Below are 21,849 nucleotides of genomic sequence, written 5' to 3' on the forward strand. Positions count from 1 at the left end.
TGGTCTTTTTGCACCAGAACCCACATTTTTATTACAATTATTCTTTTCATTGTAGTCAATTAAAACACTTCTAAAATCCCTTTCTATGGTTTCAATCGAACACTCGTAAAATGTGACGAATTCTTCATTTGTTTTATGGTCTTACATACCGTAATTTATGAGACCTTTCAAGTTATTTACTTTTTGTATTTTAACAATAGACATGATCCCCAGTCCCTTATTAATATATTTCATACTCATCTAAGATATCTTTTAGTTCAAACCAATCATCATCCGAAAAAATATTATCGAGTTTAGATAACTTAAATTTCAATTTTTGTGCAAAAATAAATAGGCTATCCGCAAATTTTATAAGTTGGTGATCATCTAACTTATAAAGTGTATCTCCATATAAATAATCCCATACGTATTCCGCTACTATCATATCTTGGTTAGGTGAGTCTTCTATACATTCTATAATATAAAGAAAGTCTTCTTTTATCTTTTCATATACTTCTTCTAATACTAATTTCTTTGGTATCGGAATTTGATTTTCGGATAAGGATTCTATTAATTTTTTCTTTTGTTTTTTGCTTAAGCTATCACTATTAAACTTGGTTTTTAAATCAAGTAATCGGTCATATTCTGTATTCATAATTTTTATGATTTTCTTCTGATTCATTCTAAGGAAATCCATATCATTATCCGTGTAAATTCCGTCTGTATGGATCCTTCTAATTAAGCTATTTATGTTCTTGCCAATATAATTTATTTCCTTTGTTAAATCCCTATAAGCTTTCATATCTACTTCAAGTTTGAAATGTGATTTTGCACTATCAACCATGAATGCAGATACCGTTTTATAGCCAAATTCTTCTGCTTTATTTTTTATCATTTTTTTATCTTTTTCATCTAAAGTTATTTGTAAATATGTTTTATGAATAAATGTCATAATTTCACCACCAAATTTTATAATGAATCGAGCGAAGCGACAACCATTTTCTAAACGAAAAAATGTAATTTTTGAGGTTAGAAAATGGTAAAGGTGCTAGGAAACTTCCTAGCAAGTCAAAAACAACGTTTTTGGGGAGTGTGGTCACACTCCCGTAGCTTGCCATACCCCATGATCCAAATGTGGGCTAAAGACAGTTCGGTTGGAAGGTTCCCATACCCCATGATCCAAATGTGGGCTAAAGACAGTTCGGTTGGAAGGTTCATTGATTTTAGAGAGTCTTGGCGGTAGCCTTGCTGTGGCGGTAGCCGTTGTTTTTTACGGCTGCCGGTACGGCAAAAGGTTGCCAAAGGGAGGCTCGCAATCAAATGGTTCTTCGCTATCGTAATTGGATGGGCTACATAAAAAATAAAAACCAAGCATTTCAAAATAAAATAGCAAAGTTCAACAAGTAAACAAATGCTATGACGGTACCCATGCAAATTCACTATCACTCAATCAAAAAGAATCACTACAGTGCGCACTTACACAAACTCAAAAAGTTTGTTCGTTCTTCACCAAAAACATCGACATGTTTGGTTACCCACTGGGGCTTTTTTTCTTCCAAGATAACGGTCAATTTTTTCACCGACTGCCGAAATTTTAAACTCAAGTTTTATCAGACAGTGAACAAACTTCAAAAAACGAAACACCACACAATCCCAACAAAAAAAAGAGAGAAGAGCATAAGGGATTTTTGTTCCCACCTAGAGTGTGAAGCTAGGCAAAACCTAGCAACATCATGGGAACATACAGTAAAACAAAAAGTTGAGTCAAGGTCGAGTCACTTTTTACATAGGTCGAGTCGAGGTCGACCCAAGTTTTTTCAAAAATAATCGATTTCTCATGCAACACACTATAACAAAACACAAATCCTAACAAAACAAAACAGGTTCTGTTGCAAAGTTTTCTAAGCGAAATTAAAATGTAAGAAAAATGATTTGAGGAGCATGAAGCATGAGATATTTTAAAGGAAAACAGTTCAAGAAAGATATTATTTTGGTAGCCGTCAGCTACTATTGTCGTTTTTCTTTAAGTTATCGTGATGTTTCTGAAATCTTAAATGAACGTGGCATATCCGTTCATCCCACAACAATCATGCGTTGGGTCCATGAATATGGAAATCTGATTTATCAAATCTGGAAAAGAAAAACAAAAAGGTACACTCTGTTTGGCATTTAGATGAGACTTACATCAAAGTGAAGGGAGAGTGGTGTTATCTGTATCGTGCGATTGATGGAGATGGATATACTTTGGATATTCAACTTCGTAAAACACGTGATCATCAAGCGGCCTATATGTTTATGAAGCGAATCGTCAAAACCTTTGGAGAACCAACGGTTCTTACTACAGACAAGGACCCAGCCTTACTTTGTGCGCTCAAAAAATTGCTGAAAAATGGTTTTTACAAGCATACGAAGCATTGTACCCTAAAGCATCTCAATAACCGTATTGAACAAGATCATCGGCATGTGAAACGTCGATTTGCTCAATCTTCTGGATTCCAAAGCATCCGTCATGCCTCTCGTACTATAAAAGGGATTGAAACAATTCAGGCTATATATAAACAAAGACGGAGTCTTTCATCAGACGCCGTCTTTTCGGCATACAAGGAATTACAACAATTATTTAAAACTGCATAAATTCTACATATTAAATTAGGCTTGTTTTGTCTATTTAAAAACTTTGCAACAGAACCAGTCTTAACATAGTTGATGTTTTTAACTCTACAACATTTAAACTTGGTTCACTAGTTGGTGGGGGGTTAGGAACATTTTTAAGTATCATATACGGAAAATCTAACTTAATATGGATTTGCATTCTGATGATGGTTGTTGCACTCGATTGGATCACAGGAAGTAAAGCATCAAAATTAGACGGATCATATTCATCAGCATATGGAGTAGAAGGCATCGCGCGTACCGTGGTGCTTTTTTTATTGCCGTGTTTAGCTCACATGTTTGATATCGCATTTAAATTACCAGATTTCTTTTTCTTTATGGTAACTGGCGGTTTAACATATCACATTTTCAACAGTTTCACAGCTAATTGCGTTCGTGTCGGTTGGGATAAATGGATTCCGACATGGTTACTGGAAAGTGTAGCAAGTGAAATTGAAGCGAAAATTAAAAGGTCTGATACAAGGAAACGGAGGAAATAATAATGCAAGAGAAATTCAAAAATTATGGATTATGGGTAGCGTTGTTCGCACTGTTAGGGATGGTATTAATGGATACTGTCCCTCATTTTAATTTAGGAAGATATCAAGAATATGTAGATATGATTCTGTACATTTTGATTGCTGCAGGTGTCGTATCTAATCCTACAGCTGGTAAATGGTTTGCGGATAAACGAAATGAAGGAGCGGATAAATAATGAGATACACTGTAGATATTTCAAAATGGAATGACAAGATTAATTGGCCAGTCGCAGCACCACAAATTGAGTTAGCTATTTGCCGTGTACAATACGGTTCAAAATTAGTAGATCGTTTATATAATGAGCATGTATCGAAACTAGAGCAATATGGCATTCCACATGCTGCATATGCTTATGGATGTTTCGTATCAGTAGCTGATGCTATTGTAGAAGCGAAAGACTTTCTAGCAAGAGTAAATCCTAATGCTAAATTCCTGGTGTTAGATGTGGAAGACGATACCGTAAAATCAATGAACAGCAAAGGTAACCTTAATGATTTAGCTAAAGCATCACAAGTATTTATCGATACATGTAAGGCTGCAGGTTGGAAAGTAGGGTTTTATGTAGCACATCATATGTATGGTGACTATAATTTACAAAGTGTACAAGCTGATTTTATTTGATTACCACGATACGGAACAAATGATGGTCGTCCGCAAAAGAAACCAGCCTATTCTTGTGACATCTGGCAATATACCGACAATGGTTATATCGATGGCATTGGGAAAGTTGATATAAATTTATTACAAGGAAATAAAACGTTGGCTTGGTTTACCGGCGAGAAACAGCCAGAACAACCTGTTTCTAATGGCGGATATCATTATGTTAAATCTGGTGAATTCGGTACTAGCTTAATTGAAGAAGCTATCCAAGCGATGAGCGAAAGAGGAACAAAGGGGAAAGTAGTTGTTAATCCATTGACAGGTCTTGCACATATCGAGACTGAAGTGTTACCTAATCCAGAATTAGACAAGATTACTTGGTGGATGGATACGAGACCTGAAGGTAAATGGTTTTACGAATATATCAAAGTGAAATAATATTACTGGATTACTGCAATACAAAGTACACAATAGCAAAAGTAAAACATATTATGTAACAACAAATAAAGCCTATGTGTATGTAAAAAGGACGCCTTCTTCGTGAAAGCGTCCGATTTATATTAATTTCTCTTGATGTTTGTTTGAGTATATGCGTTGTTATGGATAAATATTATATTTTCGGGATAGCCTCTGCTTTCTAAGGCGGATATCATTAAGAATCTACTTTCTTTTTTGATTTTTTTCACCCATATATTGTTCACATAAAGTATTCACAGTTTCTATAAATATATTCGCATCCCCATTTATGATTTTATTAAATTTCAAATATTCATCATTATGATACATTCGGACTCTTGTCCCAAAGATACTTTTTTTCATTGTAAGCGAAGAAATGTTTTCATAAAGGAATTCTTCAAAAATTTCATTTTTAAAATTCGAAATAGGTACACCGTAAAAAAGCATTCGTCGTTCTGTAGCAATCAATAGACCAGGTCGAGAACAATTTCGGTTGACATGTAAATCGAATGAGCATTGTAATGTACACAGTATGTTTTCCGTTGAATTCATTTTTTTATTTATCTTTTCCAACAAATTTTTCATATGAAAATCCCTCCGTATAAAATTCCTATTCATTTAACTAAAAACTTGTCTATATCATCTCTTAATAGAGTTAAATTTGATTTAATTCTATTTAGAATGGTTTCGTCTTTTACAGTAGAAAACATTTGAAAGGATTTCTCATAATTACCTTGATTAATATATAACATGCCTAATAAATAAAAGATATGATCACCGTTAGAATTTATTTTTGAAAAAGGGGATTCATTCGCTTTTATATTCTGAAAAGTTTCATTAATTAATTTTGAAATTTGAGATGACTGATATGTCCAATTACTAATTAAATTATAGTATATCCCATCAATACAACGTTGGAAATTATTAGATATCTCATTTGCAATCCTATTTAATGATTCAAAATTATGCTGAGTATGGTAGATATCTGCCAACATTAATAGAGACATTAGATAGAAGTGATTATTTGCTTTTGTATTTTCGATATTCTCTATTCCTTGTAAAAGTATATGAACCACTTCTTCATTTGGACAACCAGCAAGTTTTTTTTCTCTAGCTAAAAAATAAAACCACCTCATATTGTTTGGTTCAATGCATATCATTTTATGTTGTAAATTTAAATTCCTTTGACATTTTTTTTTTGAGGCTCTTATTTCGGGTTTATATCCATCGTGTTCAATCAAAAAATCTGTAGTAAAATAGATTAAATCATTTCCTTGTTTCAAAATATCATAACGTAAGTCTTCATGAATCAGCCCAAAGTATTTTAAGTTATCCTTTTTTCTGAAAATTCTTTTATTGAAATCTAGTTCTTGATTATCATGATTTCTAATTTTGGGACAGATAACCAGTGGGTAAATAGGAAATTCATTCAATACCTCCAAGAAATCTCTTAAATACTCTTGATTGTTTGCTAAGTGTTCATCCGCATCAATCTGAAAAATCCAATCTCCAGTTGAATGATTTATCAAGTAATTGCGACACTCTGAAAAGTTATTATTCCACTCTAGATGGTGTATTTTTACATGCGGAAAATGATGCTGTATGATCTCTAGTGTCTTATCGGTAGATCCCGTATCTAAAATAATAATTTCATCTGCAAGATTTTGAATACTTTTAATACATCTCTCAATACATCTCTCCTCATTTAAAGTCATGATATTAACAGAGATTTTGACTTTTTTAGTAACTAAGAAACTTTCTAATATTTTTAGAAAGTGTATGTCACTTAAATGCTTTAATTCACTAGCTGTATTTGAATCTAATTCAGAAAATAATTCGTTAATTTCTTCGGAGTATTTATGGATGCGTTTTAGTAGGAGTAAACGTTTTTTAATTTTATTTAATAAGCTGTGATTATCAGTATTCATGGCTACCAATCTTTTGTATGACATTTCAAAAAAATCGATATTATATATTAATCTTGTTGAAATATAATTTAAATTCATCGTATAACACTCCTCGTTTAATACGAAATATGCAGGATTATTTACAAAAATAATCCTGCATATTTTTTCAAAGCTAAAGATTAATTACGGTGGCCATATGCGCCTGATAAGTAATTGCCACCACCACTAGTGTATGTGCTACCTTTAGTATATCCGTCCCCCATACCGCAACCGTACGGGAAAGAGATAAGTTCTCTTCCGAAGTCAGCTGCCGAACGTACAGTATCTTTCCAGCCTCCTCCATTAATATTTTCCATTTCAATTTTCTTTAAATCGGCTAAAAGTGTGTTTTCTTGTTTTACTTTCTTCATAGATATAGAGTCCTCCATAATATATTTAATTTTTTTCAAAGATAGAGCATAAAAATCCGGACTTTTTATGCTTGAAAATTCTTGGTGAATTGCAATTGCACCTATAATTTAAATATTAGCATGTACGGATTATAAGAAAAAAGGATTTAAAAGTCTTGTTAACGGACAAAATCAGTATCTATATAATCAAAATTATTTTATATATATATAAAATAATTTTGATTAAGAAAAGAAGTGCATACATCATGAATAAACGCTATATATTTACGTTTAATAAAATCACTTGGTGGATGGATACGAGACCTGAAGGTAAATGGTTTTACGAATATATCAAAGTGAAATAATATTACTGGATTACTGCAATACAAAGTACACAATAGCAAAGGTAAAACATATTATGTAACAACAAATGAAGCTTATGTATATGTGAAGTAGCAAAAAAATAAAAGGACGCCTTCTCCGTGAAAGCGTCCTTTTTACCGTATTAGCTTAAGAATAACTATTTCGCTTTTTTATTATTATGAAGCTCATAATAATAAGGAACTGAATCAATTCGAATATCACTACAATCCAAAAATCACGAGTGATAAATGTCACAACTATTTTTTCGATAAAGCTTGTTAAGGCGAATAACGAAAAAAGAAGATATTTTGAGCGATCCATTTTTTTCTGTTAATAAAAATATAAATCAAACTAACTATAGGAAGTACATAACTAAGAAGGAATACAAATATAGTTTTAGATTTTGAAAATTCCATTTTCATCCCCCTCCAAACATACGTTCAATAATTATGTATAAACTACTTTTTACTTAACTTATAGTAAAAGCATAAGTGCTTTTGTGATCCACCAAGCGGTAGTTGAATTACCAACTACATCTAATACACCGCTGTACACGGCATCTTCTATTGCCCCAGTAAAGTGTTCAACTCTATTCGCAATTACAATCAATGCGCCTTGGTTTCCGAGCCTTTCTTTTACTTGAGGAGGAAGTTCCTTCCATAATTGTTTTATAGCTTTAGCAGCCCGGCTCAGTTTCCCTCTTGTTTCAAAAGCAGTATCATCTTTGTTGCTAGCTGCCGTAATCAATTTTTGTGTCTGAGCTTCGTCTAAATCAAAGTACTTAGAAATACCCTCTATATCTTTTTGAACAGTGGGGTTAATAGACGGATTCATAATGTGAATATTTTGATTTGGTAACGGGATACTTGTTTCAGCTGATGCCCCCGTCGTAAATAGTCCAGTCGATAATAAGGAAACACTTAAAGCACTTACAAATAGTTTAGACTTTAATCCTTGCATTGTATCATCCTTCGATATTTATTTATAAAAATTTAACAATTAAATCGTATCATGTGTAATAGATAGTTTGTATACGTAATAAGTCCTGCGTATAGACTTTTTTATTGTTGATAAATCGAATTATATGTATGTGAAGTAAAAACAAAACAGCGCACTCTGGACTAGGGAGTACGCTGTCAAAGGACATTTTTATGCTATACCTTATTTGCAAGAATGTGGTATTTTAATTTATATCTTCGAAATATGATGACCCTTAGATAATACATAGACATTTTTTTAATCAATTTTTCAGGAGTGAATATATGAACAAAATATTTGGTGTAATGGCTTTAATTTGTTTGTTTGTAGCAATATGTTCTTTTCAATTATATGTATCAGGAATTGACCTCAAAATTAATTCACATATTCTATTAGTAATTATGGGTTTAACATCATTTTCCGCTGCGATTCTCACAATATTTAACAGAGAAAAATTTCTAAAAAAAACACTTCTTACAAGTGCAATATTCCTCATAATTCTTGTTTATTATAATGTTGGATTACATGTAAAATAAGAACCACTATATGTACGTGAAGTAAAAAAATAAAACCGGCTCTTAATTGAGTCGGATTTTTGCATTTCTATGTAATTAGAATTTACTTTTAGATAATGCCTTTAATATTGGATTAATGATTTTACTCAACAAACGAAACCCTCTAAATATTGATTCCCCCTTAAATTAAGTGGATAACATCAATTTAAGGGGGAATTGTAAATTACATATCCCAAAAATCATCAGCTTTAACCCTTGAATCAAATTCCCTCAATACCTTCAATATCTTCTGCATTGTTTTTCGTGTGGGTGATCTATCCGGATTATTCGCTAAATCTCCTACAGTATTTCTTCCCAATCCTGATTTTCTTACTAACCATTCTTGTTCGATTCTATGTTTATCCAAAAATCTTCCTAGTGGCGTCCTCTTAGAACGAAACCTCCACATCATTCTCACTCCCTATGAAAATTGTTATCTACAGTAATGTCCAATTGCACAAAAAATAAACCCCTAAAAATAGGGGCCTGAAAATGGTGCATGGACGACAATATTTTACGAAAATCGGCGTTTCAATAAGGAGAGCTTCTTTCCTGGTTCCTCTGCATAATACTTCATGTAATCACACATTAAAATATTAATTAGTTTATCCGCCGTGTATCCATGCATAGGGAAGGTGTGGGCCATATCCGAGAAAAACACTTCAATCCTTCTCAATGTTCTTCTATCGATCTTTATCGAAATCGTTCCATACCGTTCATCATTTTCATTAAATTCTAATTCGTAATCCGTATAGTGTTTCTTACTCTCTAAGATTTGATATAGCTGTTCCATACTATTCTTGGACCTTATATGTTCAAGAAAGTCCTCAACGAGTATTTCAGCTAGATCACTAGCGTTACATTCATAATCTTCCTCTTCCATATCTTCAATTATGATATTCATGCGGAATAAGTAAATCTTCATCATTTTAACTTCAAAACGATACTTCTCTTTTAATGTCCATTCAATTTTAGTTCGTTCCCACCAATTGTCGGCACTCATTAACTGTATTTCTTTTGTCATCACATCGTATTTACTGTACATGTAGTCACTCCTTACATGGTGCGTAATGCGAACCATAAAATACGTGTTGCTGCAGCTCTTTGTGAAACTCCCCATTCTATCGCTAATTGGACAAGCTTAGAATGTGTTTCCTGCTCCAATTTCGCATGGATGTACCTCTTAGTGTCTTTATATTCGTATGCATGTATCTCATTTATATAATCGATTCTGAGGTGTTCTGTGATTAATTTGGACATATATTGTGTAGTGGTTATTCCTTGTTGGAAGGCTGAGGTTCTTATTAGTTGCCTTTGTATTTCATTTACAGGGATTTTTACATCTTTTTTCTTATCAGAACGAGTTTTACGAGGTTGTAAGTTTGTTATTGTAGTAGATTGTTTTCGAGGTTCAAACATAGGGTTAACATTACTCATGATGCTCTCCCCTTTCAAATTTAACCTCCTCCCCCTCTGTATTCTCAGGGCCATAATTCCAACATGCTATCGTTCCTGCTAATTTTAAGGAAAGAGAGGGAGTGGGTTGCATTTTACTTAGATAGTTATTTACCAGTTACCATTACCAATGCTGTTAAGTAAATCCATAGCGTTATCAACGACATCTTCAGATGGTTTTTCGTCTTCTCCTGCATCATTTTGTATGCCATGAGTATTTATATTGATTAGTAACTTCTTAACCAATTGAAGCGGATCTTCTTCACCAGCAACTTCAGCAAGCACCTGGTACATTTCTAAGCGCTTTTTAATCTGCTTATTTACGTAACCTTTTTGGCCTTTACCTTGTTCCTCTAATCGAGTTACGAAGTTGTATAGGACCTTATCGTTGTTAGGATTAAGCTCAATTTGAAGCTTTTTCTTTTGTAAGTTTGTCAAAGACATCACATCCTAAATAGTAGTATCCTAATAGGTTAGCTTCTTGACCATTTTCTAGAACCGCAAATGTTGGGAATTGCTCTTTTTTCTTTTCAATACGCTTTTTATGAAGGGCAGCCATTCCACCAGTCCAAACAATTTTATCGTATACAGCTAGATTGAACTTTTGAGAAACTTCACGTAGTGCTGCATCGAAATGACGTTGTAATTCAGCATCGACTTTCTCTGCTACATCTTTATGAGTGTATAAGTCGTATAGAGAGCCGTTATACTTATAACCCTTCTCAAGGATGTAGTGCATGTTAGAAACGCTTAAATCAGGTGTTTCACCGATGTTATCACGAACGATTTGTTCAATAGTCATGAATGCTTTTTCACAACCTAATTCAGTTCCTAAGCGATCAATAACAGCATTACCAGACATATCAGTCACATCAAATGTACCGAATCCACCATCAATAATTAGAATACGATCTTCTTTTTTGATGATTTCCTTCTTAACTAGATAGTATTGTGTTCCGACTGGTTGTGGAATCACTACACACTGTTTTACTTTGATTGTGATCAATTCGCCATTCACTTTAACAGCCGTTTCTTCCGTAGCTACTTTTTGTAATATTTCACGTTGGTTTCCAAAGTGAGATATTGGCAGACCTGTTACAAGTAATGGGATAGTAACATTCTTTTTGAAGTCTTTTGCAATGAACCCGAATAGTTGCTTCTTAAATGTTGGGTCTTCGTAACGCTTCGCTTTATTTTCTCCAAGCGCGCGAACAAGCGGAAGTTTAGATTTTCTTGCTTCTTCTCCTATGTAGTAAGGGAAGTCAGTGTTTGTTAATTCGATTTTCGTAAATTCAGCTTCGTTGTAATAATCATCTACAGGTGCTAACACCGATAATTCTGTAATAACAGCCGCTTCTAAGTCTTTATTCTTCTTGGAAGCTCGCTTTGTAAAGCCATTTCCTAAGTCAATCGCATATGGATTTCCTAATAACATATTCATTCCCCTTTCAAAACCAATGGTTAATCATTGATATTTTTGATTCTAACAGATACTTACGTTTTAATTCAATGAAATATACCAAAAACAATAAATTTATCATTGGTTATTCATTGATTGTAACTTTGCGAGTTTATTAGTCTTCGCAAATGCTTCGCAATATCAATAAAAATGCATGTTGCGAAGCATTAGACAAGATTCCCTAAATATCGTTAATTTTTCAGAACTCAAATGTTTCTCACGAAAATCTAACCGGTATTCGATCTAACTTCATTTTTCTCGCCACAAAATAGCGACTAAATCCATCTCGCAAAATTTTGTTCTCTTTATCAATCAGAATAGGCTCGTCTATTGTTCCCGTTTTCAGAATCGCTTGAACGACCCTATCTTGCTTTTCTTGCCTAGGAACGGATATCTGATATTCTTCACCCAAAACAATCTTATCTAACGGGAGAATAGCTTCTGTGCCTTCTGGCGTATACTCTTGTTCAGGCTCTTCCTTTTTCTTTTCTTGTTTGGGTTTCTCTTCTTTCTTCGGCAATGCTTGTATTTGCATACAAATTACACCTACTTCGCCAGGACATGCACCCATTGGAGCGTCTAACGTAGGTTCGCCTTGTACTAGTAGTTTAGTATTTTTGAATCCTTGTGAATCTATGTCAACATTTTTGAATTGTTTTTTGCTTACAAAAACCGTGTACATGATAGCCGTACTTTTGAATGGTATTCCTTTTGGTGCGGTTGGACCGCCTTTCTCTGTCATTTCAAATGATAAATATGTATCGCAATCTCGAATATCTGTTTTCGGCATTCCTGTTAGTGTGATTTTTTGTGGCATAGTTATCTATCCTTTCTGATTTGGATTAATTATATATAAATTTCATCTGTTATTTTTTTTTCTAGTGCTTCCCATGTGCCCACATATTCTGAAGTTACATATATTCCACGTATTTCCTTATCGCCTTTCTAAAGACTTCGAAATATCTATAAAAACACATATAGCGACGAATTAGACAAGCTTCCCTAAAATCCCCTATATGCCGAAAATACTCTTTTTCATAACAGATTGAGTACGTGAAATTTTATATACAAAAGGTTATCCGAAAATAACCTATGCTCTTTTATACTGTTTCATTATCTCTTCAAATTTCTTTTCAGCTTCACTGTTATTTTCCGCTTGACCACTTAACTCTTCTTTTGGATTACTCTTCCATTCAGGTACTGGATCTTTACGAATGATTTTTTGACCGTTAGAACGATTATTCTTTTCTTGTTGCTTACGTTTGAAGTCTTCTGTATATGCATCAATGTCTTCAACACGTTTTACACCAAACTCATGCCATTTATTTAAAATGCCTTCTATATAACGCAATTCAATCTTATCTGCTTTAATTGCTATTCTAATAGCTTCAATGAATATTGCATGTCCATGTTCATTGAATGTAGAAACCCACTGTTCTATTTGAATTCGTTCATCTTTAGAAATCCGTTTAATACCTTTAGATTCTTTATAATAATTAATAGCATTACTACTACTACTTATATAAGTATTAAAAGAAGTATTAAAAGAAGTATTATTATTACCTTCAAAATTTGAACTACCTGGTTCATTTTTTGAACTACCTAGTTCATTTTTTGAACTACCCTTTTCATTATTTTTAGGTGGTTCATTTTTTGAACTACCCTTAACAACTTTCTTATTTTCTTCTTTCATAAGCTTCTTAGTATTCTTACGTTCTCTATCGCGTTGACGCTTCTTCTCTACAGCAACTTCATTATCGATAGAGTTATAACGTATAGTTTCAGGTATTTCTAAAAGCCAGTATGTATTAGGGTGATACTCGCCATTTGCTTTTTTACCGCCTTCTTCAACTTCTACTAGATCCATATCCACTAAACGTTTAATTGAATCGCGAATAGTGTTTTTACTTTTCGTAGCACACATAGCTGCAATGGTTCCGATTGATGGTTTAACCGTGCTAGTCTCATCATAGAAGTTAAATCGTTCTAATACGATATAAACTAATTTGTCTATAGCGTAATCAAATGTAATGCAATCTAAAATCTCGTTATCTATTTGAGTGAATCTGTTTTTCTTTCTACTTTTGACCTTAAAAGAGTCCTGGTTGTTGTTTTTAGACATAATAAAAAATCCTCCATTTTCACTCCCAGCCTAAAATTAGGTATAGCAAAATAAAGGATTTATGTTTACGTTTTTTTGAAGTTATGATACTATCGTTATAGAAAGTATTAAATAACTTAATTACGTTTACACAAAACCTCTGCTTTGCGAGTTTTTAAATGGTATCTGGCGGTCAACCTTGAACCATCTAAAAACTGTTGCCGGGGTTTTTTTATTTTTATTTTTAAGTTTAATTGTTTTGAAATTTATGTATCTACCCTCAATCATAGCAGAAGATTGTTGAAAAAAGAAGAGAAATCGGGAAGCTTAACGAGGATTGAAGGTTCTTGTTATAATTTAATAATGCACAAGTGCAAAATCACATATAGCCCACCTACGGAAATAGGTGGGCTTTTTAATGTATAAAGAAAAGACACCATAAGGTGCCTTCCTCCGACTTGAACCACTTTAATTTTAATAATATAAATAATTTACGCAGATACAGCAGCTTTATCTTTACGGAAGATACCCATTAATCCACCGATCAATAATAATACTCCTGGTAATAAGTAAATGATAGAGATACAGATGAACCCGCCAATAGCAGCAACTGTCATCATGATACCACCAACTCTAGCATTCTTCTTAACTACTACACAGCCAACGATTCCTAAGATAGATAGAGCAACAGCTCCCCATCCTAAACCGATGATGCTGTCTGCACCTTCAGCTTCAAACGCAACTCCCATACTGCCGATCATCAAAGCGATAAACGCACAAATAATACCAAAAATCCCACCAATAAGGCCTAATACAAATTCAGTTGTTCTTTTCATGTTGTTAATACCCCTTACTTCATACCCATTTGAGCTTTACTTGTTGCAAGTTTCTGTCCATCTTTTTCAATGAAACTAACATTGAAGTTAGCACCAAGATCACCATTAATATTTTTAGTCCAGCTAGCCATAAGCATTTTCATATCTCCAGCTGAAGACTCAGATTTACTATCAGGTTCACCAAATTTAGCAACTATATCTTCGTATTTATCTCCACCTTCACCAGACAGAGAATCTCCAGTTTTGATTGCTTCTACATCAGCAGCAGTGATTTTCTTTTTATCTTCTTTTTTCGTTTCTTGTTTAGCTTCCTGTTTTGGTGCGTCTTTTGTTTCTGTTGCAGTCTTGTTTGATGAATCATCACAAGCAGCTAAACTAAACGCTAAAGCGCTACCTAATGCAATTGTACCCGATTTTTTGAACATATTTGTTTCCTCCAATTATGTAAAATGTAAGATTTTCGAGCCCGTCATAACAAACAATCAATCATAATATTGTTATATTATGTCGAATTCAAATAAAAAAGAGAACTATTTGCTCTCTTACCACAATTGGTCAAATTTTCTTTTATTATGAAAGCAACAGAAACACAACATTCCAACTTGAAATACAAGACGCTGTAACGCTGTATATTTCGAATTCGAACCTTCTCAAGAGTTTCGGATTAAAAAAGCGACTAAAATCGCTTATACACAAACGAGAGAGGTGTGAAGCCTACATGAAATACTTCTTAATCAAGTAATATTTATAGAAAGTGTAACAAATATGGTTACGACTATATTTCTATATTTTATCGAATATAATAATAAATAAATAAATATGTTAATTCGGCTTCTTATCTAATTCCTTCATAACGACTTTTCTCTTGCTTCCTGCGAGTTCTCCTACCCATTCATTATTTTCAACAAAAATACGGTCAAAAACAGGAATTGCAGTCGTTCTAATTTTTTTTGCCTCACTCTGTTGTTTTCTTCTTCTGCAATCATTCAAGTTTATGATCATTAGGGTCATCCTTTCTTACTAGGAGTGTATGTTTGGTTTTTGGTTTAAAAGAAAACCCCCTAAAGGGATTATGTTAAGCAACCTGTTGTTTTTTGATACTTTAATACTAATAATTCGTTAGGAATTCCGGTGTAACAAGATATTTCATTAAGAGTACGAAATTCATTTACATACGCATGCCAATCCTCATCAGGCAATAACAATTCGACTGCAAATAAATTAGCTTGTCTTTCGAATCTATCTACAGATAAGAATGTATTAGCACGTAAAAAAGGGGTGTTCACATGTTTGTGCATTGTACAATGCACAAACATGTGAACAAGTAACGATTTGTTTATTAATGCTTAGATTTTTGTTAATACATATATATTGGTTTTTCTTATTGTATTTATAGAATCCCATAATACTTGGATGTAAATCTTGAAAAAAAATGTGAATGTTTAAACGTTCAGCTATTTCAAAAGGGTTGGTTGTATTAAATCTTTCTGCTAATTCTAAGGCTGCGTCTTTTTCGTAGTAACCCAATTGAATCTCCCCCCCTTTGACTTACTCGGATTCTTTTCTATATTTTTTAGGAATGTATTTCTTATTTACTTTTTGTGTATGTTTCACGATATATTCCATTGCATCCATTAGTGAGTCTAAAGCTTCTTCAGAAAGAGGTTCGCCAGAAAACATTAATCCATCTGTATCTGTTAAGTCTTTACGGATCTCTTCCATCCTTTTTCCAATATCTTTTCTATCTTTTTCTGTAAAACCCTCATAATCTTTAATTATTTTTTGGTCCTTATGTTCGGTTTTCCCGAGTAGATAATCAATGGAAACATTAAATATATCAGACAGTTTTAGGAGAACATCACTCGGGATGTTAGTAATGATCCCTCGTTCATAATGAGAGATATTAACTCGCCCCATACCTAACATGGTAGCGAGCTCTTCCTGAGACATTTTTTGTTTTTGGCGTAATTGCTTTATTCTCAGTCCTAATGTATTCATAATAAATGCTCCTCCTTTTTTTCAAAATAAAACGGTTGTGTAATTTAAAATTACACGTTAGCATTAATTACGTAATCAATAATAACGTAATAGACGTTAATACATAAAGGTGGTGATATTGTTAGTATTAAGAACATACAACCCAGAATAACTCTTAAAGAAGCTAGGATAAGAAAAGGTACCCAACGTGAAATCGCCCTTGCTATCGGTGTAACCGAAACGACAATTAGAAATATCGAAAACGGACGATCTAAACCTAGCTTAGAATTAGCGTTTACATTATCTGTTTTTTTAGGAATAGATATGGAAACATTGTGGGTCGATTTGGTTGAACAATGTGAAAGAAAAGTACTTAATACTAACTAAGATCAGTATATACCGTAAATAGCAATTACGAAAGCGTGATTATTTTTTTACCATCTTAGTAATTGTTAATTACATAAATGTTATTACAAGGAGGAACAAAAATGAATAAATTGCAAGTTTTCAATAACAAAGAGTTTGGACACGTACGAACAGTAGTACAAGGTGAAGATGCTTGGTTTGTAGCAAAAGATGTTTGCAAAGTGTTGGAAATCAAAAATACAACACAAGCGAAAGCATTCAAAAGGTGGGTAACAAGTGAAGTACTTCCAACAATCAGAAAATACGGAGCATACATGACAGATCAAGCGCTCGAAAAAGCGGTAACTGATCCAGACTTCATGATTGGTCTTCTTACCAACTTGAAAGAAGAGAAAGCAAAACGAGTTGAAGCTGAACGAATAATTTTACAACAACAACCACTAGTAACATTCGCAGAAGCGGTGCAAGTATCAACAAACCTAATCAGCGTCAAACAGTTGGCGAACTTAATGAAGCAAAAAGGGATCGACACAGGTCAAAACAGGCTCTTCGAATGGTTTAGAGAAAACGGATACCTTTGCAAGAAAAAAGGCAGTCTGTTCAACACGCCAACACAGTATTCGATGGATTTAGCGTTGTTTGAATCACAAGAATTCGTAACATCGTTTACTACAAAAGTTACAGGGAAAGGTCAGCTTTACTTCATTAATAAGTTTCTTAATCAGGAGGCGGTGTAAACGATGGAAGAAAGCACATTCTCACATTTTATGATACTGGTGTTAGTTATCGGGCTTGCTGGATTCATGTATCTGATGGAGAGGGTAAATAAAGTATTCATGAAGGATGAACAGTGATGGATAGACAGCAGCGTGACAAAGAAGAAAAAGCAAACATCATCAAAATGATACGAGATTTACGAGCTAGAGGAATACATAACAGCGCAGATAAGGTTGAGGAAACATACAAGTATATAACTCTAGATAAAAATAGCTAAGCCCTAGATTAGGGTCTAGGGCTTAGCGGACAGGGTACAGCTATTGAAAAAAAGAAAAATAGACCTGCTGGAGGTTTACCAGCAAATATAACTATACCATTGCATCCTTATAAAAACTTGAATAGATTTGTCCTGAAAATAGACAAATCCTGATGTATGGAGGTCATTAAGACGTTATAAAACAACTCTAGGTAAAGAAGAAGAGGCCCTAGTTTGGGTCTAAGGGCCTACAGGATATTTAAGTAGGAAAACTACCTAAGGAGTAACTACGAGTTACAAGTATAACTATACCATTGAATCTCTATAAAAACATAAATAGATTTGTCTTGAAAATAGACAAAAACTGATTCGTGGAAGTTATCGAGACAGTATATAACACCAGCTGAACGGGACTAAGCCCTAGCTGGGGGCTAGGGCTTAGTAAGTAAGTGCCAATACAAAAACTGCTAGAGGTTTACCAGCAGTTATAACTATACCATTGCATCCTTATAAAAACATGAATAAATTTGTCCTGAAAACAGACAAATTTATTCATGTGTGGAGGTTGTTAAGAATCACTCTAGCTAAACGACACAAAGCCCTAGATTAGAACTAGGGCTTTGGTAAAAGGAACTAATGAAAAAAATAAACAAGAAAATAAACAAGAAAATAAACAAGAAATTTAATAGGGATTTTGCTTCAGTTACAACTATACCATGTCATTTTTATAAAGATGTGAACGAATGTGTCTCTGGAATAGACAAATTCAGATATTAAGATTTCATCTAGCTAAATAGGACAAGCCTTAACTTGTTGGAATATTCAGTAATCTAATAGTATCCCCCACCTAGTAAATGGGTTCCTGGATATTCCGATGCGTGAAAGCATCAAAATAAAATAAAAGGTTCTGGTGCAAAAACTTCAAACTAATTGAAAGTCATCCTACAAACTTGGAAATACTGATAGAATTACTTTAAAAAGGGTGCGTGGTTCATATGAAAAGGGAAAATGTGTTTAAGTGGAAACATTATCAACCAGATGTTATCTTGTTAACTGTACGTTGGTACCTGCGGTACAATCTAAGTTTTCGCGATTTAGTGGAAATGATGGAAGAACGAGGATTATCTTTGGCCCACACGACGATTATGCGCTGGGTTCATCAATATGGACCAGAGTTAAATAAGAGAATTCGAAGACATTTGAAACAAACAAATGATTCCTGGAAGGTGGATGAAACTTACATTAAAATCAAGAGAAAAGATATGTACTTGTACCGGGCAGTAGATTCCGAAGGAAATACAATTGATTTTTAACTCAGTAAAAAAAGAGATACCAAGGCTGCCAAAACTTTCTTTCAGAAAGCCTTGGCTACTTGTCATGGGACGATTCCCCGTGTGATTAACGTAGATGGAGATAAAGCCTATCCTCCTGCAATCCGAGAGTTAAAACAAGAAAACAGCTTACCATCAAGTATCCTACTACGGATCAAAAAATACTTGAATAATATGATTGAACAAGATCATCGATTTATCAAAAAACGTATTTGGAATATGTTAGGCTTACAATCTTTTCGTACAGCAAAAAAAATGATTGCTGGATTAGAGGCTATGTATATGATCAAAAAAGAGCAAATAAATTTACAGAATTAGTCTGTCCAAAATCAAAATATCTTTATCAACCACCTGTTTGGATTAACGATGTAATCAAGGAATCCGTTAGGAAACTATGCTTCTTTTTTCACTTATGATCTTTTTGCACCAGAACCGGACTTATATATATATCGAACTTTGCAAGAGAGCCCTGCAAATAATAGCGGATGAAGATATGAAAAAGTGGAATTTGAGAAAAATACAAAAAAACGACCTATTATTTCCCTTTGTAAGATAAAGAATAAATCTTCGGAATGGTTTTGTATGCAGAGGGGATAAAACTTGTTATACAAAGTAAATAGACCGTAAAAAGGAATTGACGTGATTTGTGAGATAAAAACGGTAGGAAAAGTGCTATAAGAAATCTTTTTAGCAGTATACTGAAGTATAATATAATTTCACGTACTATATTAATTAACAAAAATAAAATTCTTCAACAAATCATTAGGGGTTGCTTCTTTTATTTGCCCTTCGATACAATGGATATATAGAATATAAAATAGAAAGGTGACTCTATCAATGAATCAGCCTTTAGTGAATTTACGAGTCGATTTTGCATTTAAGCAATTATTTGGTGTACAAGGACAAGAAGAATTATTAATTTCTTTTTTAAATGCAATCTTGCATGATTCTTTATCTACACCGATTGTGTCACTGAAAATTGAAGATCCGCATTTGCATAAAGAATATGAGGAAGATAAATTATCCATACTAGATATACTGGCAACACTGCATGACGGAACAAAGGTCAACATCGAAATCCAACTAAGAAATACACAAGAGATTATAAAACGTTCCCTTTACTATTGGAGTAAACTCTACACGTCTCAGCTGGAAAAAGGAATGTCATATCGCTCGCTCCGAAAAACGATTGCCATTAACTTATTAGATTTTCATCTCTTTCCTGATTATGAAGAGATGCATACAATTGGACAGTTTTGGAGTAAACAGCAGAAACAAGTCTTGCTGGATGATTTGGAAATTCATTTTATTGAGATTCCAAAATTACTTCAGCAATGGAGAGAAGAAAAAATTAATCCGTGGGAAAATGAATTTGCTCGTTGGTTACTCTTGTTACCAGCACATGAAGATGAACATTTAACCCACACGTTGGAGGATATCGCCATGAAACAAGACCCCATGTTACAAAAAGCGATCCACAAATGGGAGAATATGAGTCAGAGTAGTTCCTTCCGATTAGCATATGAAGCACGGGAAAAAGTCTTATTTGATGAACAAGCCAAATTAGCACATGCCCGTGAAGTGGGTATAGAAGAAGGTATGGAAAAAGGACGGAAAGTTGGGAAAGAAGAAGGGCTTCAGGAGGGGATGGAAAAAGGAAAAGTCCAACTTATCCGTGGGATGCACAAAAACGGAATGGATATTGAAGATATTGCAAAGTTTACGAGTATGGATATGTTGGAAGTACGTCGTATTTTAGGAACATAAGGGAACGAACTATTTATATAAATAGTTCGTTCTTTTTTATTGGTTCTGGTGCAAAAATATATATAAGTGAATAAGAATCCTAGTTTCCTAATGGGTGCTCTGATTAAGGGGGTTGCAAAACTAAAATAAATATACAATGTTATGAATCAAAAAAATTGAACATGTAATAGGTAGTCATTTTAGCAATATTAGCGTGACTGTATGAAAAAGTGTCTATAACAATGGACTTTTTTGAAATGTTCATTTTTGTGTTTGCATGGTATAGTGAAATCTCCCAAAAAGGGAATTTTTCCGAAAAAGACTAGGAATTTGTAAAAAAAAGGGAAACAAGAGAAGTACATGATGAAAACGAGGAGGGACATATTCAGTTGGCTGTAGATATTAAAAAATGTACCTGGAAAAACTTACGAAGACTTCAAAGGATTATGTATGAAACATTTTATGAGACATTTAAGCATCAAAACTCATTGACACAGATGAATGCTCATTTGGATAAAACATGTAACTTACAACAATTAGGTAAGGAAGTATCGAATGATACTTCGCCATTCTTTTTGGTTACGTATCAACACGAACTCGTTGGATATGTAAAGGTAAATACACATGATACTCGTTCTGAAAAAACGAATAATGAATCACTTGAAATTGAAAGATTGTATATAAAGAAGCGATTTCAAAAGTATGATCTTGGTAGACATCTTCTAAATAAAGCGATAGAAATTGCGATAGAACATAGGAAAAAGAAAGTCAGAATAGGCGTATGGGAACAGAATAAAAATGCAATTGCTTTTTATAAGAAAATGAAGTTTGTTCAAACTGGATCCCGCTCTTTTCACATAGAGGATGAAGAACACAGGGAATTGATACTGACATTGTATGATGTGCGTGCTTCTTTCTGTAGATCGTTTTCTGACAGCATATTCCTTCCTCAAAAGCGTGTGAATGGCGCTATTTCAACGGTATGTCAGTAGGCGTAGCCTTACATTTTTTGTATACTGTAGATATCCTATAAAAAAGTGAGGGGAAAGTATCATTCTACAGAAATATAAGGGATATAGTATCGTTTCAGGACCGGTTATTACAAGATAAAAAGGATCAAACAGTTACTACGCACCTACTACCTTTAAATAAAAATCTTAGAATTACCATATAATTAATACGTATTA

24 protein-coding genes and 5 pseudogenes are annotated in these 21,849 nt (G+C 33.6%); 11 read left to right on the forward strand and 18 right to left on the reverse strand.

What is annotated here, in order from left to right; genetic code table 11:
- Positions 1–204, reverse strand: a pseudogene (locus CDB3_RS32665) (relaxase/mobilization nuclease domain-containing protein); the annotation flags it as partial.
- A 16-nt stretch (positions 205–220) separates the two neighbouring features.
- Entirely contained in the window at positions 221–931 is a 711-nt protein-coding gene (locus CDB3_RS28640) for a hypothetical protein (protein ID WP_128856800.1), read from the reverse strand.
- A 996-nt stretch (positions 932–1,927) separates the two neighbouring features.
- Here CDB3_RS28640 and CDB3_RS28645 point away from each other — a divergent pair.
- From CDB3_RS28645 to CDB3_RS28660, 4 genes and pseudogenes are all read left to right on the forward strand, one after another.
- Positions 1,928–2,613, forward strand: a protein-coding gene (locus tag CDB3_RS28645; RefSeq protein WP_256869959.1) for an IS6 family transposase whose coding sequence is annotated in 2 segments (ribosomal slippage) — positions 1,928–2,114 and positions 2,114–2,613 — 687 coding nt in all. Because the reading frame shifts where the segments join, the coding sequence is not laid out codon by codon here.
- A gap of 65 nt (positions 2,614–2,678) precedes the next feature.
- On the forward strand, positions 2,679–3,131 hold the full coding sequence (locus tag CDB3_RS28650) for a phage holin family protein (protein WP_128856801.1): 453 nt from the start codon (positions 2,679–2,681) through the stop codon (positions 3,129–3,131).
- 2 nt (positions 3,132–3,133) lie between these two features.
- Complete coding sequence (locus tag CDB3_RS28655; protein ID WP_061685210.1) at positions 3,134–3,346, forward strand: hypothetical protein; 213 nt, start codon at positions 3,134–3,136, stop codon at positions 3,344–3,346.
- A pseudogene (locus tag CDB3_RS28660) lies at positions 3,346–4,209 on the forward strand (GH25 family lysozyme). The gene CDB3_RS28655 and the pseudogene CDB3_RS28660 overlap by 1 nt, the downstream one beginning before the upstream one ends.
- A 222-nt stretch (positions 4,210–4,431) precedes the next feature.
- On the opposite strand, the gene CDB3_RS28670 reads toward CDB3_RS28660, so the two are convergent.
- The 3 genes from CDB3_RS28670 to CDB3_RS28680 form a co-directional block, all read right to left on the reverse strand.
- Positions 4,432–4,845, reverse strand: coding sequence for a PH domain-containing protein (locus CDB3_RS28670; protein WP_306295574.1), 414 nt, complete (start codon positions 4,843–4,845; stop codon positions 4,432–4,434).
- Positions 4,842–6,233 carry a glycosyltransferase family 2 protein gene (locus CDB3_RS28675; RefSeq protein ID WP_128856803.1) on the reverse strand — a complete coding sequence of 464 codons (1,392 nt, stop codon included), beginning with the start codon at positions 6,231–6,233 and terminating at the stop codon, positions 4,842–4,844. Before CDB3_RS28675 ends, CDB3_RS28670 begins: the two co-directional genes overlap by 4 nt.
- An 80-nt stretch (positions 6,234–6,313) precedes the next feature.
- Positions 6,314–6,544 carry a hypothetical protein gene (locus tag CDB3_RS28680; protein WP_128856804.1) on the reverse strand — a complete coding sequence of 77 codons (231 nt, stop codon included), beginning with the start codon at positions 6,542–6,544 and terminating at the stop codon, positions 6,314–6,316.
- 345 nt (positions 6,545–6,889) lie between these two features.
- On the opposite strand from CDB3_RS28680, the pseudogene CDB3_RS33180 reads away from it, so the two are divergent.
- Positions 6,890–6,979 (forward strand): annotated as a pseudogene (locus CDB3_RS33180) (N-acetylmuramoyl-L-alanine amidase); the annotation flags it as partial.
- A gap of 381 nt (positions 6,980–7,360) precedes the next feature.
- Here CDB3_RS33180 and CDB3_RS28690 read toward each other — a convergent pair.
- From CDB3_RS28690 to CDB3_RS28750, 13 genes are all read right to left on the reverse strand, one after another.
- Positions 7,361–7,846: a hypothetical protein gene (locus tag CDB3_RS28690; RefSeq protein ID WP_128856805.1), complete on the reverse strand. Its 486-nt coding sequence runs from the start codon at positions 7,844–7,846 to the stop codon at positions 7,361–7,363.
- A 756-nt stretch (positions 7,847–8,602) separates the two neighbouring features.
- Positions 8,603–8,827 carry a hypothetical protein gene (locus CDB3_RS28695; RefSeq protein ID WP_000267987.1) on the reverse strand — a complete coding sequence of 75 codons (225 nt, stop codon included), beginning with the start codon at positions 8,825–8,827 and terminating at the stop codon, positions 8,603–8,605.
- A 105-nt stretch (positions 8,828–8,932) separates the two neighbouring features.
- Positions 8,933–9,463 (reverse strand): hypothetical protein, encoded by a 531-nt coding sequence (locus CDB3_RS28700; protein ID WP_128856806.1) that lies wholly within the window; start codon positions 9,461–9,463, stop codon positions 8,933–8,935.
- A gap of 11 nt (positions 9,464–9,474) precedes the next feature.
- Positions 9,475–9,855 (reverse strand): hypothetical protein, encoded by a 381-nt coding sequence (locus CDB3_RS28705; RefSeq protein WP_128856807.1) that lies wholly within the window; start codon positions 9,853–9,855, stop codon positions 9,475–9,477.
- A 129-nt stretch (positions 9,856–9,984) separates the two neighbouring features.
- Entirely contained in the window at positions 9,985–10,317 is a 333-nt protein-coding gene (locus CDB3_RS28710) for a peptidylprolyl isomerase (protein ID WP_128856808.1), read from the reverse strand.
- Complete coding sequence (locus CDB3_RS28715; protein WP_128856809.1) at positions 10,277–11,308, reverse strand: ParM/StbA family protein; 1,032 nt, start codon at positions 11,306–11,308, stop codon at positions 10,277–10,279. The genes CDB3_RS28710 and CDB3_RS28715 overlap by 41 nt, the downstream gene beginning before the upstream one ends.
- 241 nt (positions 11,309–11,549) lie before the next feature.
- Entirely contained in the window at positions 11,550–12,149 is a 600-nt protein-coding gene (locus CDB3_RS28720; RefSeq protein WP_179139769.1) for a ParB N-terminal domain-containing protein, read from the reverse strand.
- A gap of 273 nt (positions 12,150–12,422) precedes the next feature.
- Entirely contained in the window at positions 12,423–13,454 is a 1,032-nt protein-coding gene (locus CDB3_RS28725; protein ID WP_128856811.1) for a DnaD domain-containing protein, read from the reverse strand.
- Between the two features lie 470 nt (positions 13,455–13,924).
- Positions 13,925–14,269, reverse strand: a complete 345-nt coding sequence (locus CDB3_RS28730) for a DUF4064 domain-containing protein (RefSeq protein WP_128856812.1) — start codon at positions 14,267–14,269, stop codon at positions 13,925–13,927.
- A 14-nt stretch (positions 14,270–14,283) separates the two neighbouring features.
- A complete protein-coding gene (locus tag CDB3_RS28735; protein WP_128856813.1) occupies positions 14,284–14,694 on the reverse strand; it encodes a DUF3862 domain-containing protein in 411 nt (136 codons plus the stop codon).
- Positions 14,695–15,091: 397 nt separating this feature from the next.
- Entirely contained in the window at positions 15,092–15,271 is a 180-nt protein-coding gene (locus tag CDB3_RS28740) for a hypothetical protein (RefSeq protein WP_128856814.1), read from the reverse strand.
- Positions 15,272–15,339: 68 nt separating this feature from the next.
- Positions 15,340–15,567 carry an ImmA/IrrE family metallo-endopeptidase gene (locus tag CDB3_RS32670; protein WP_256869960.1) on the reverse strand — a complete coding sequence of 76 codons (228 nt, stop codon included), beginning with the start codon at positions 15,565–15,567 and terminating at the stop codon, positions 15,340–15,342.
- A 250-nt stretch (positions 15,568–15,817) separates the two neighbouring features.
- A complete protein-coding gene (locus CDB3_RS28750) occupies positions 15,818–16,267 on the reverse strand; it encodes a helix-turn-helix domain-containing protein (RefSeq protein WP_128856815.1) in 450 nt (149 codons plus the stop codon).
- Positions 16,268–16,414: 147 nt separating this feature from the next.
- Here CDB3_RS28750 and CDB3_RS33185 point away from each other — a divergent pair, with 147 nt between their 5' ends.
- The 6 genes and pseudogenes from CDB3_RS33185 to CDB3_RS28775 all read left to right on the forward strand — a co-directional run.
- On the forward strand, positions 16,415–16,633 hold the full coding sequence (locus tag CDB3_RS33185; protein ID WP_372708564.1) for a helix-turn-helix transcriptional regulator: 219 nt from the start codon (positions 16,415–16,417) through the stop codon (positions 16,631–16,633).
- A 101-nt stretch (positions 16,634–16,734) separates the two neighbouring features.
- On the forward strand, positions 16,735–17,349 hold the full coding sequence (locus CDB3_RS28760; protein WP_128856816.1) for a phage antirepressor: 615 nt from the start codon (positions 16,735–16,737) through the stop codon (positions 17,347–17,349).
- 116 nt (positions 17,350–17,465) lie between these two features.
- Positions 17,466–17,606 carry a hypothetical protein gene (locus tag CDB3_RS31895; RefSeq protein WP_179139770.1) on the forward strand — a complete coding sequence of 47 codons (141 nt, stop codon included), beginning with the start codon at positions 17,466–17,468 and terminating at the stop codon, positions 17,604–17,606.
- Between the two features lie 974 nt (positions 17,607–18,580).
- Positions 18,581–19,234 (forward strand): annotated as a pseudogene (locus CDB3_RS28765) (IS6 family transposase).
- A gap of 519 nt (positions 19,235–19,753) precedes the next feature.
- Complete coding sequence (locus CDB3_RS28770; protein ID WP_128856817.1) at positions 19,754–20,683, forward strand: Rpn family recombination-promoting nuclease/putative transposase; 930 nt, start codon at positions 19,754–19,756, stop codon at positions 20,681–20,683.
- Between the two features lie 368 nt (positions 20,684–21,051).
- Positions 21,052–21,552, forward strand: a pseudogene (locus tag CDB3_RS28775) (GNAT family N-acetyltransferase); the annotation flags it as partial.
- Between the last annotated feature and the right edge of the window lie 297 nt (positions 21,553–21,849).

This window comes from Bacillus sp. CDB3, assembly GCF_002081505.1.
GTDB lineage: Bacteria > Bacillota > Bacilli > Bacillales > Bacillaceae_G > Bacillus_A > Bacillus_A cereus_AT.

Excerpts from the sequence above, each read along its gene's own strand:
- CDB3_RS28640 (WP_128856800.1), bottom strand. The coding sequence starts at position 931 with ATGACATTTATTCATAAAACATATTTACAAATAACTTTAGATGAAAAA.
- CDB3_RS28655 (WP_061685210.1), top strand. The coding sequence starts at position 3,134 with ATGCAAGAGAAATTCAAAAATTATGGATTATGGGTAGCGTTGTTCGCA.
- CDB3_RS28670 (WP_306295574.1), bottom strand. The coding sequence starts at position 4,845 with ATGAATAGGAATTTTATACGGAGGGATTTTCATATGAAAAATTTGTTG.
- CDB3_RS28675 (WP_128856803.1), bottom strand. The coding sequence starts at position 6,233 with ATGAATTTAAATTATATTTCAACAAGATTAATATATAATATCGATTTT.
- CDB3_RS28680 (WP_128856804.1), bottom strand. The coding sequence starts at position 6,544 with ATGAAGAAAGTAAAACAAGAAAACACACTTTTAGCCGATTTAAAGAAA.
- CDB3_RS28690 (WP_128856805.1), bottom strand. The coding sequence starts at position 7,846 with ATGCAAGGATTAAAGTCTAAACTATTTGTAAGTGCTTTAAGTGTTTCC.
- CDB3_RS28695 (WP_000267987.1), bottom strand. The coding sequence starts at position 8,827 with ATGTGGAGGTTTCGTTCTAAGAGGACGCCACTAGGAAGATTTTTGGAT.
- CDB3_RS28700 (WP_128856806.1), bottom strand. The coding sequence starts at position 9,463 with ATGTACAGTAAATACGATGTGATGACAAAAGAAATACAGTTAATGAGT.
- CDB3_RS28705 (WP_128856807.1), bottom strand. The coding sequence starts at position 9,855 with ATGAGTAATGTTAACCCTATGTTTGAACCTCGAAAACAATCTACTACA.
- CDB3_RS28710 (WP_128856808.1), bottom strand. The coding sequence starts at position 10,317 with ATGTCTTTGACAAACTTACAAAAGAAAAAGCTTCAAATTGAGCTTAAT.
- CDB3_RS28715 (WP_128856809.1), bottom strand. The coding sequence starts at position 11,308 with ATGTTATTAGGAAATCCATATGCGATTGACTTAGGAAATGGCTTTACA.
- CDB3_RS28720 (WP_179139769.1), bottom strand. The coding sequence starts at position 12,149 with ATGCCACAAAAAATCACACTAACAGGAATGCCGAAAACAGATATTCGA.
- CDB3_RS28725 (WP_128856811.1), bottom strand. The coding sequence starts at position 13,454 with ATGTCTAAAAACAACAACCAGGACTCTTTTAAGGTCAAAAGTAGAAAG.
- CDB3_RS28730 (WP_128856812.1), bottom strand. The coding sequence starts at position 14,269 with ATGAAAAGAACAACTGAATTTGTATTAGGCCTTATTGGTGGGATTTTT.
- CDB3_RS28735 (WP_128856813.1), bottom strand. The coding sequence starts at position 14,694 with ATGTTCAAAAAATCGGGTACAATTGCATTAGGTAGCGCTTTAGCGTTT.
- CDB3_RS28740 (WP_128856814.1), bottom strand. The coding sequence starts at position 15,271 with ATGATCATAAACTTGAATGATTGCAGAAGAAGAAAACAACAGAGTGAG.
- CDB3_RS32670 (WP_256869960.1), bottom strand. The coding sequence starts at position 15,567 with ATGCACAAACATGTGAACACCCCTTTTTTACGTGCTAATACATTCTTA.
- CDB3_RS28750 (WP_128856815.1), bottom strand. The coding sequence starts at position 16,267 with ATGAATACATTAGGACTGAGAATAAAGCAATTACGCCAAAAACAAAAA.
- CDB3_RS28760 (WP_128856816.1), top strand. The coding sequence starts at position 16,735 with ATGAATAAATTGCAAGTTTTCAATAACAAAGAGTTTGGACACGTACGA.
- CDB3_RS31895 (WP_179139770.1), top strand. The coding sequence starts at position 17,466 with ATGGATAGACAGCAGCGTGACAAAGAAGAAAAAGCAAACATCATCAAA.
- CDB3_RS28770 (WP_128856817.1), top strand. The coding sequence starts at position 19,754 with ATGAATCAGCCTTTAGTGAATTTACGAGTCGATTTTGCATTTAAGCAA.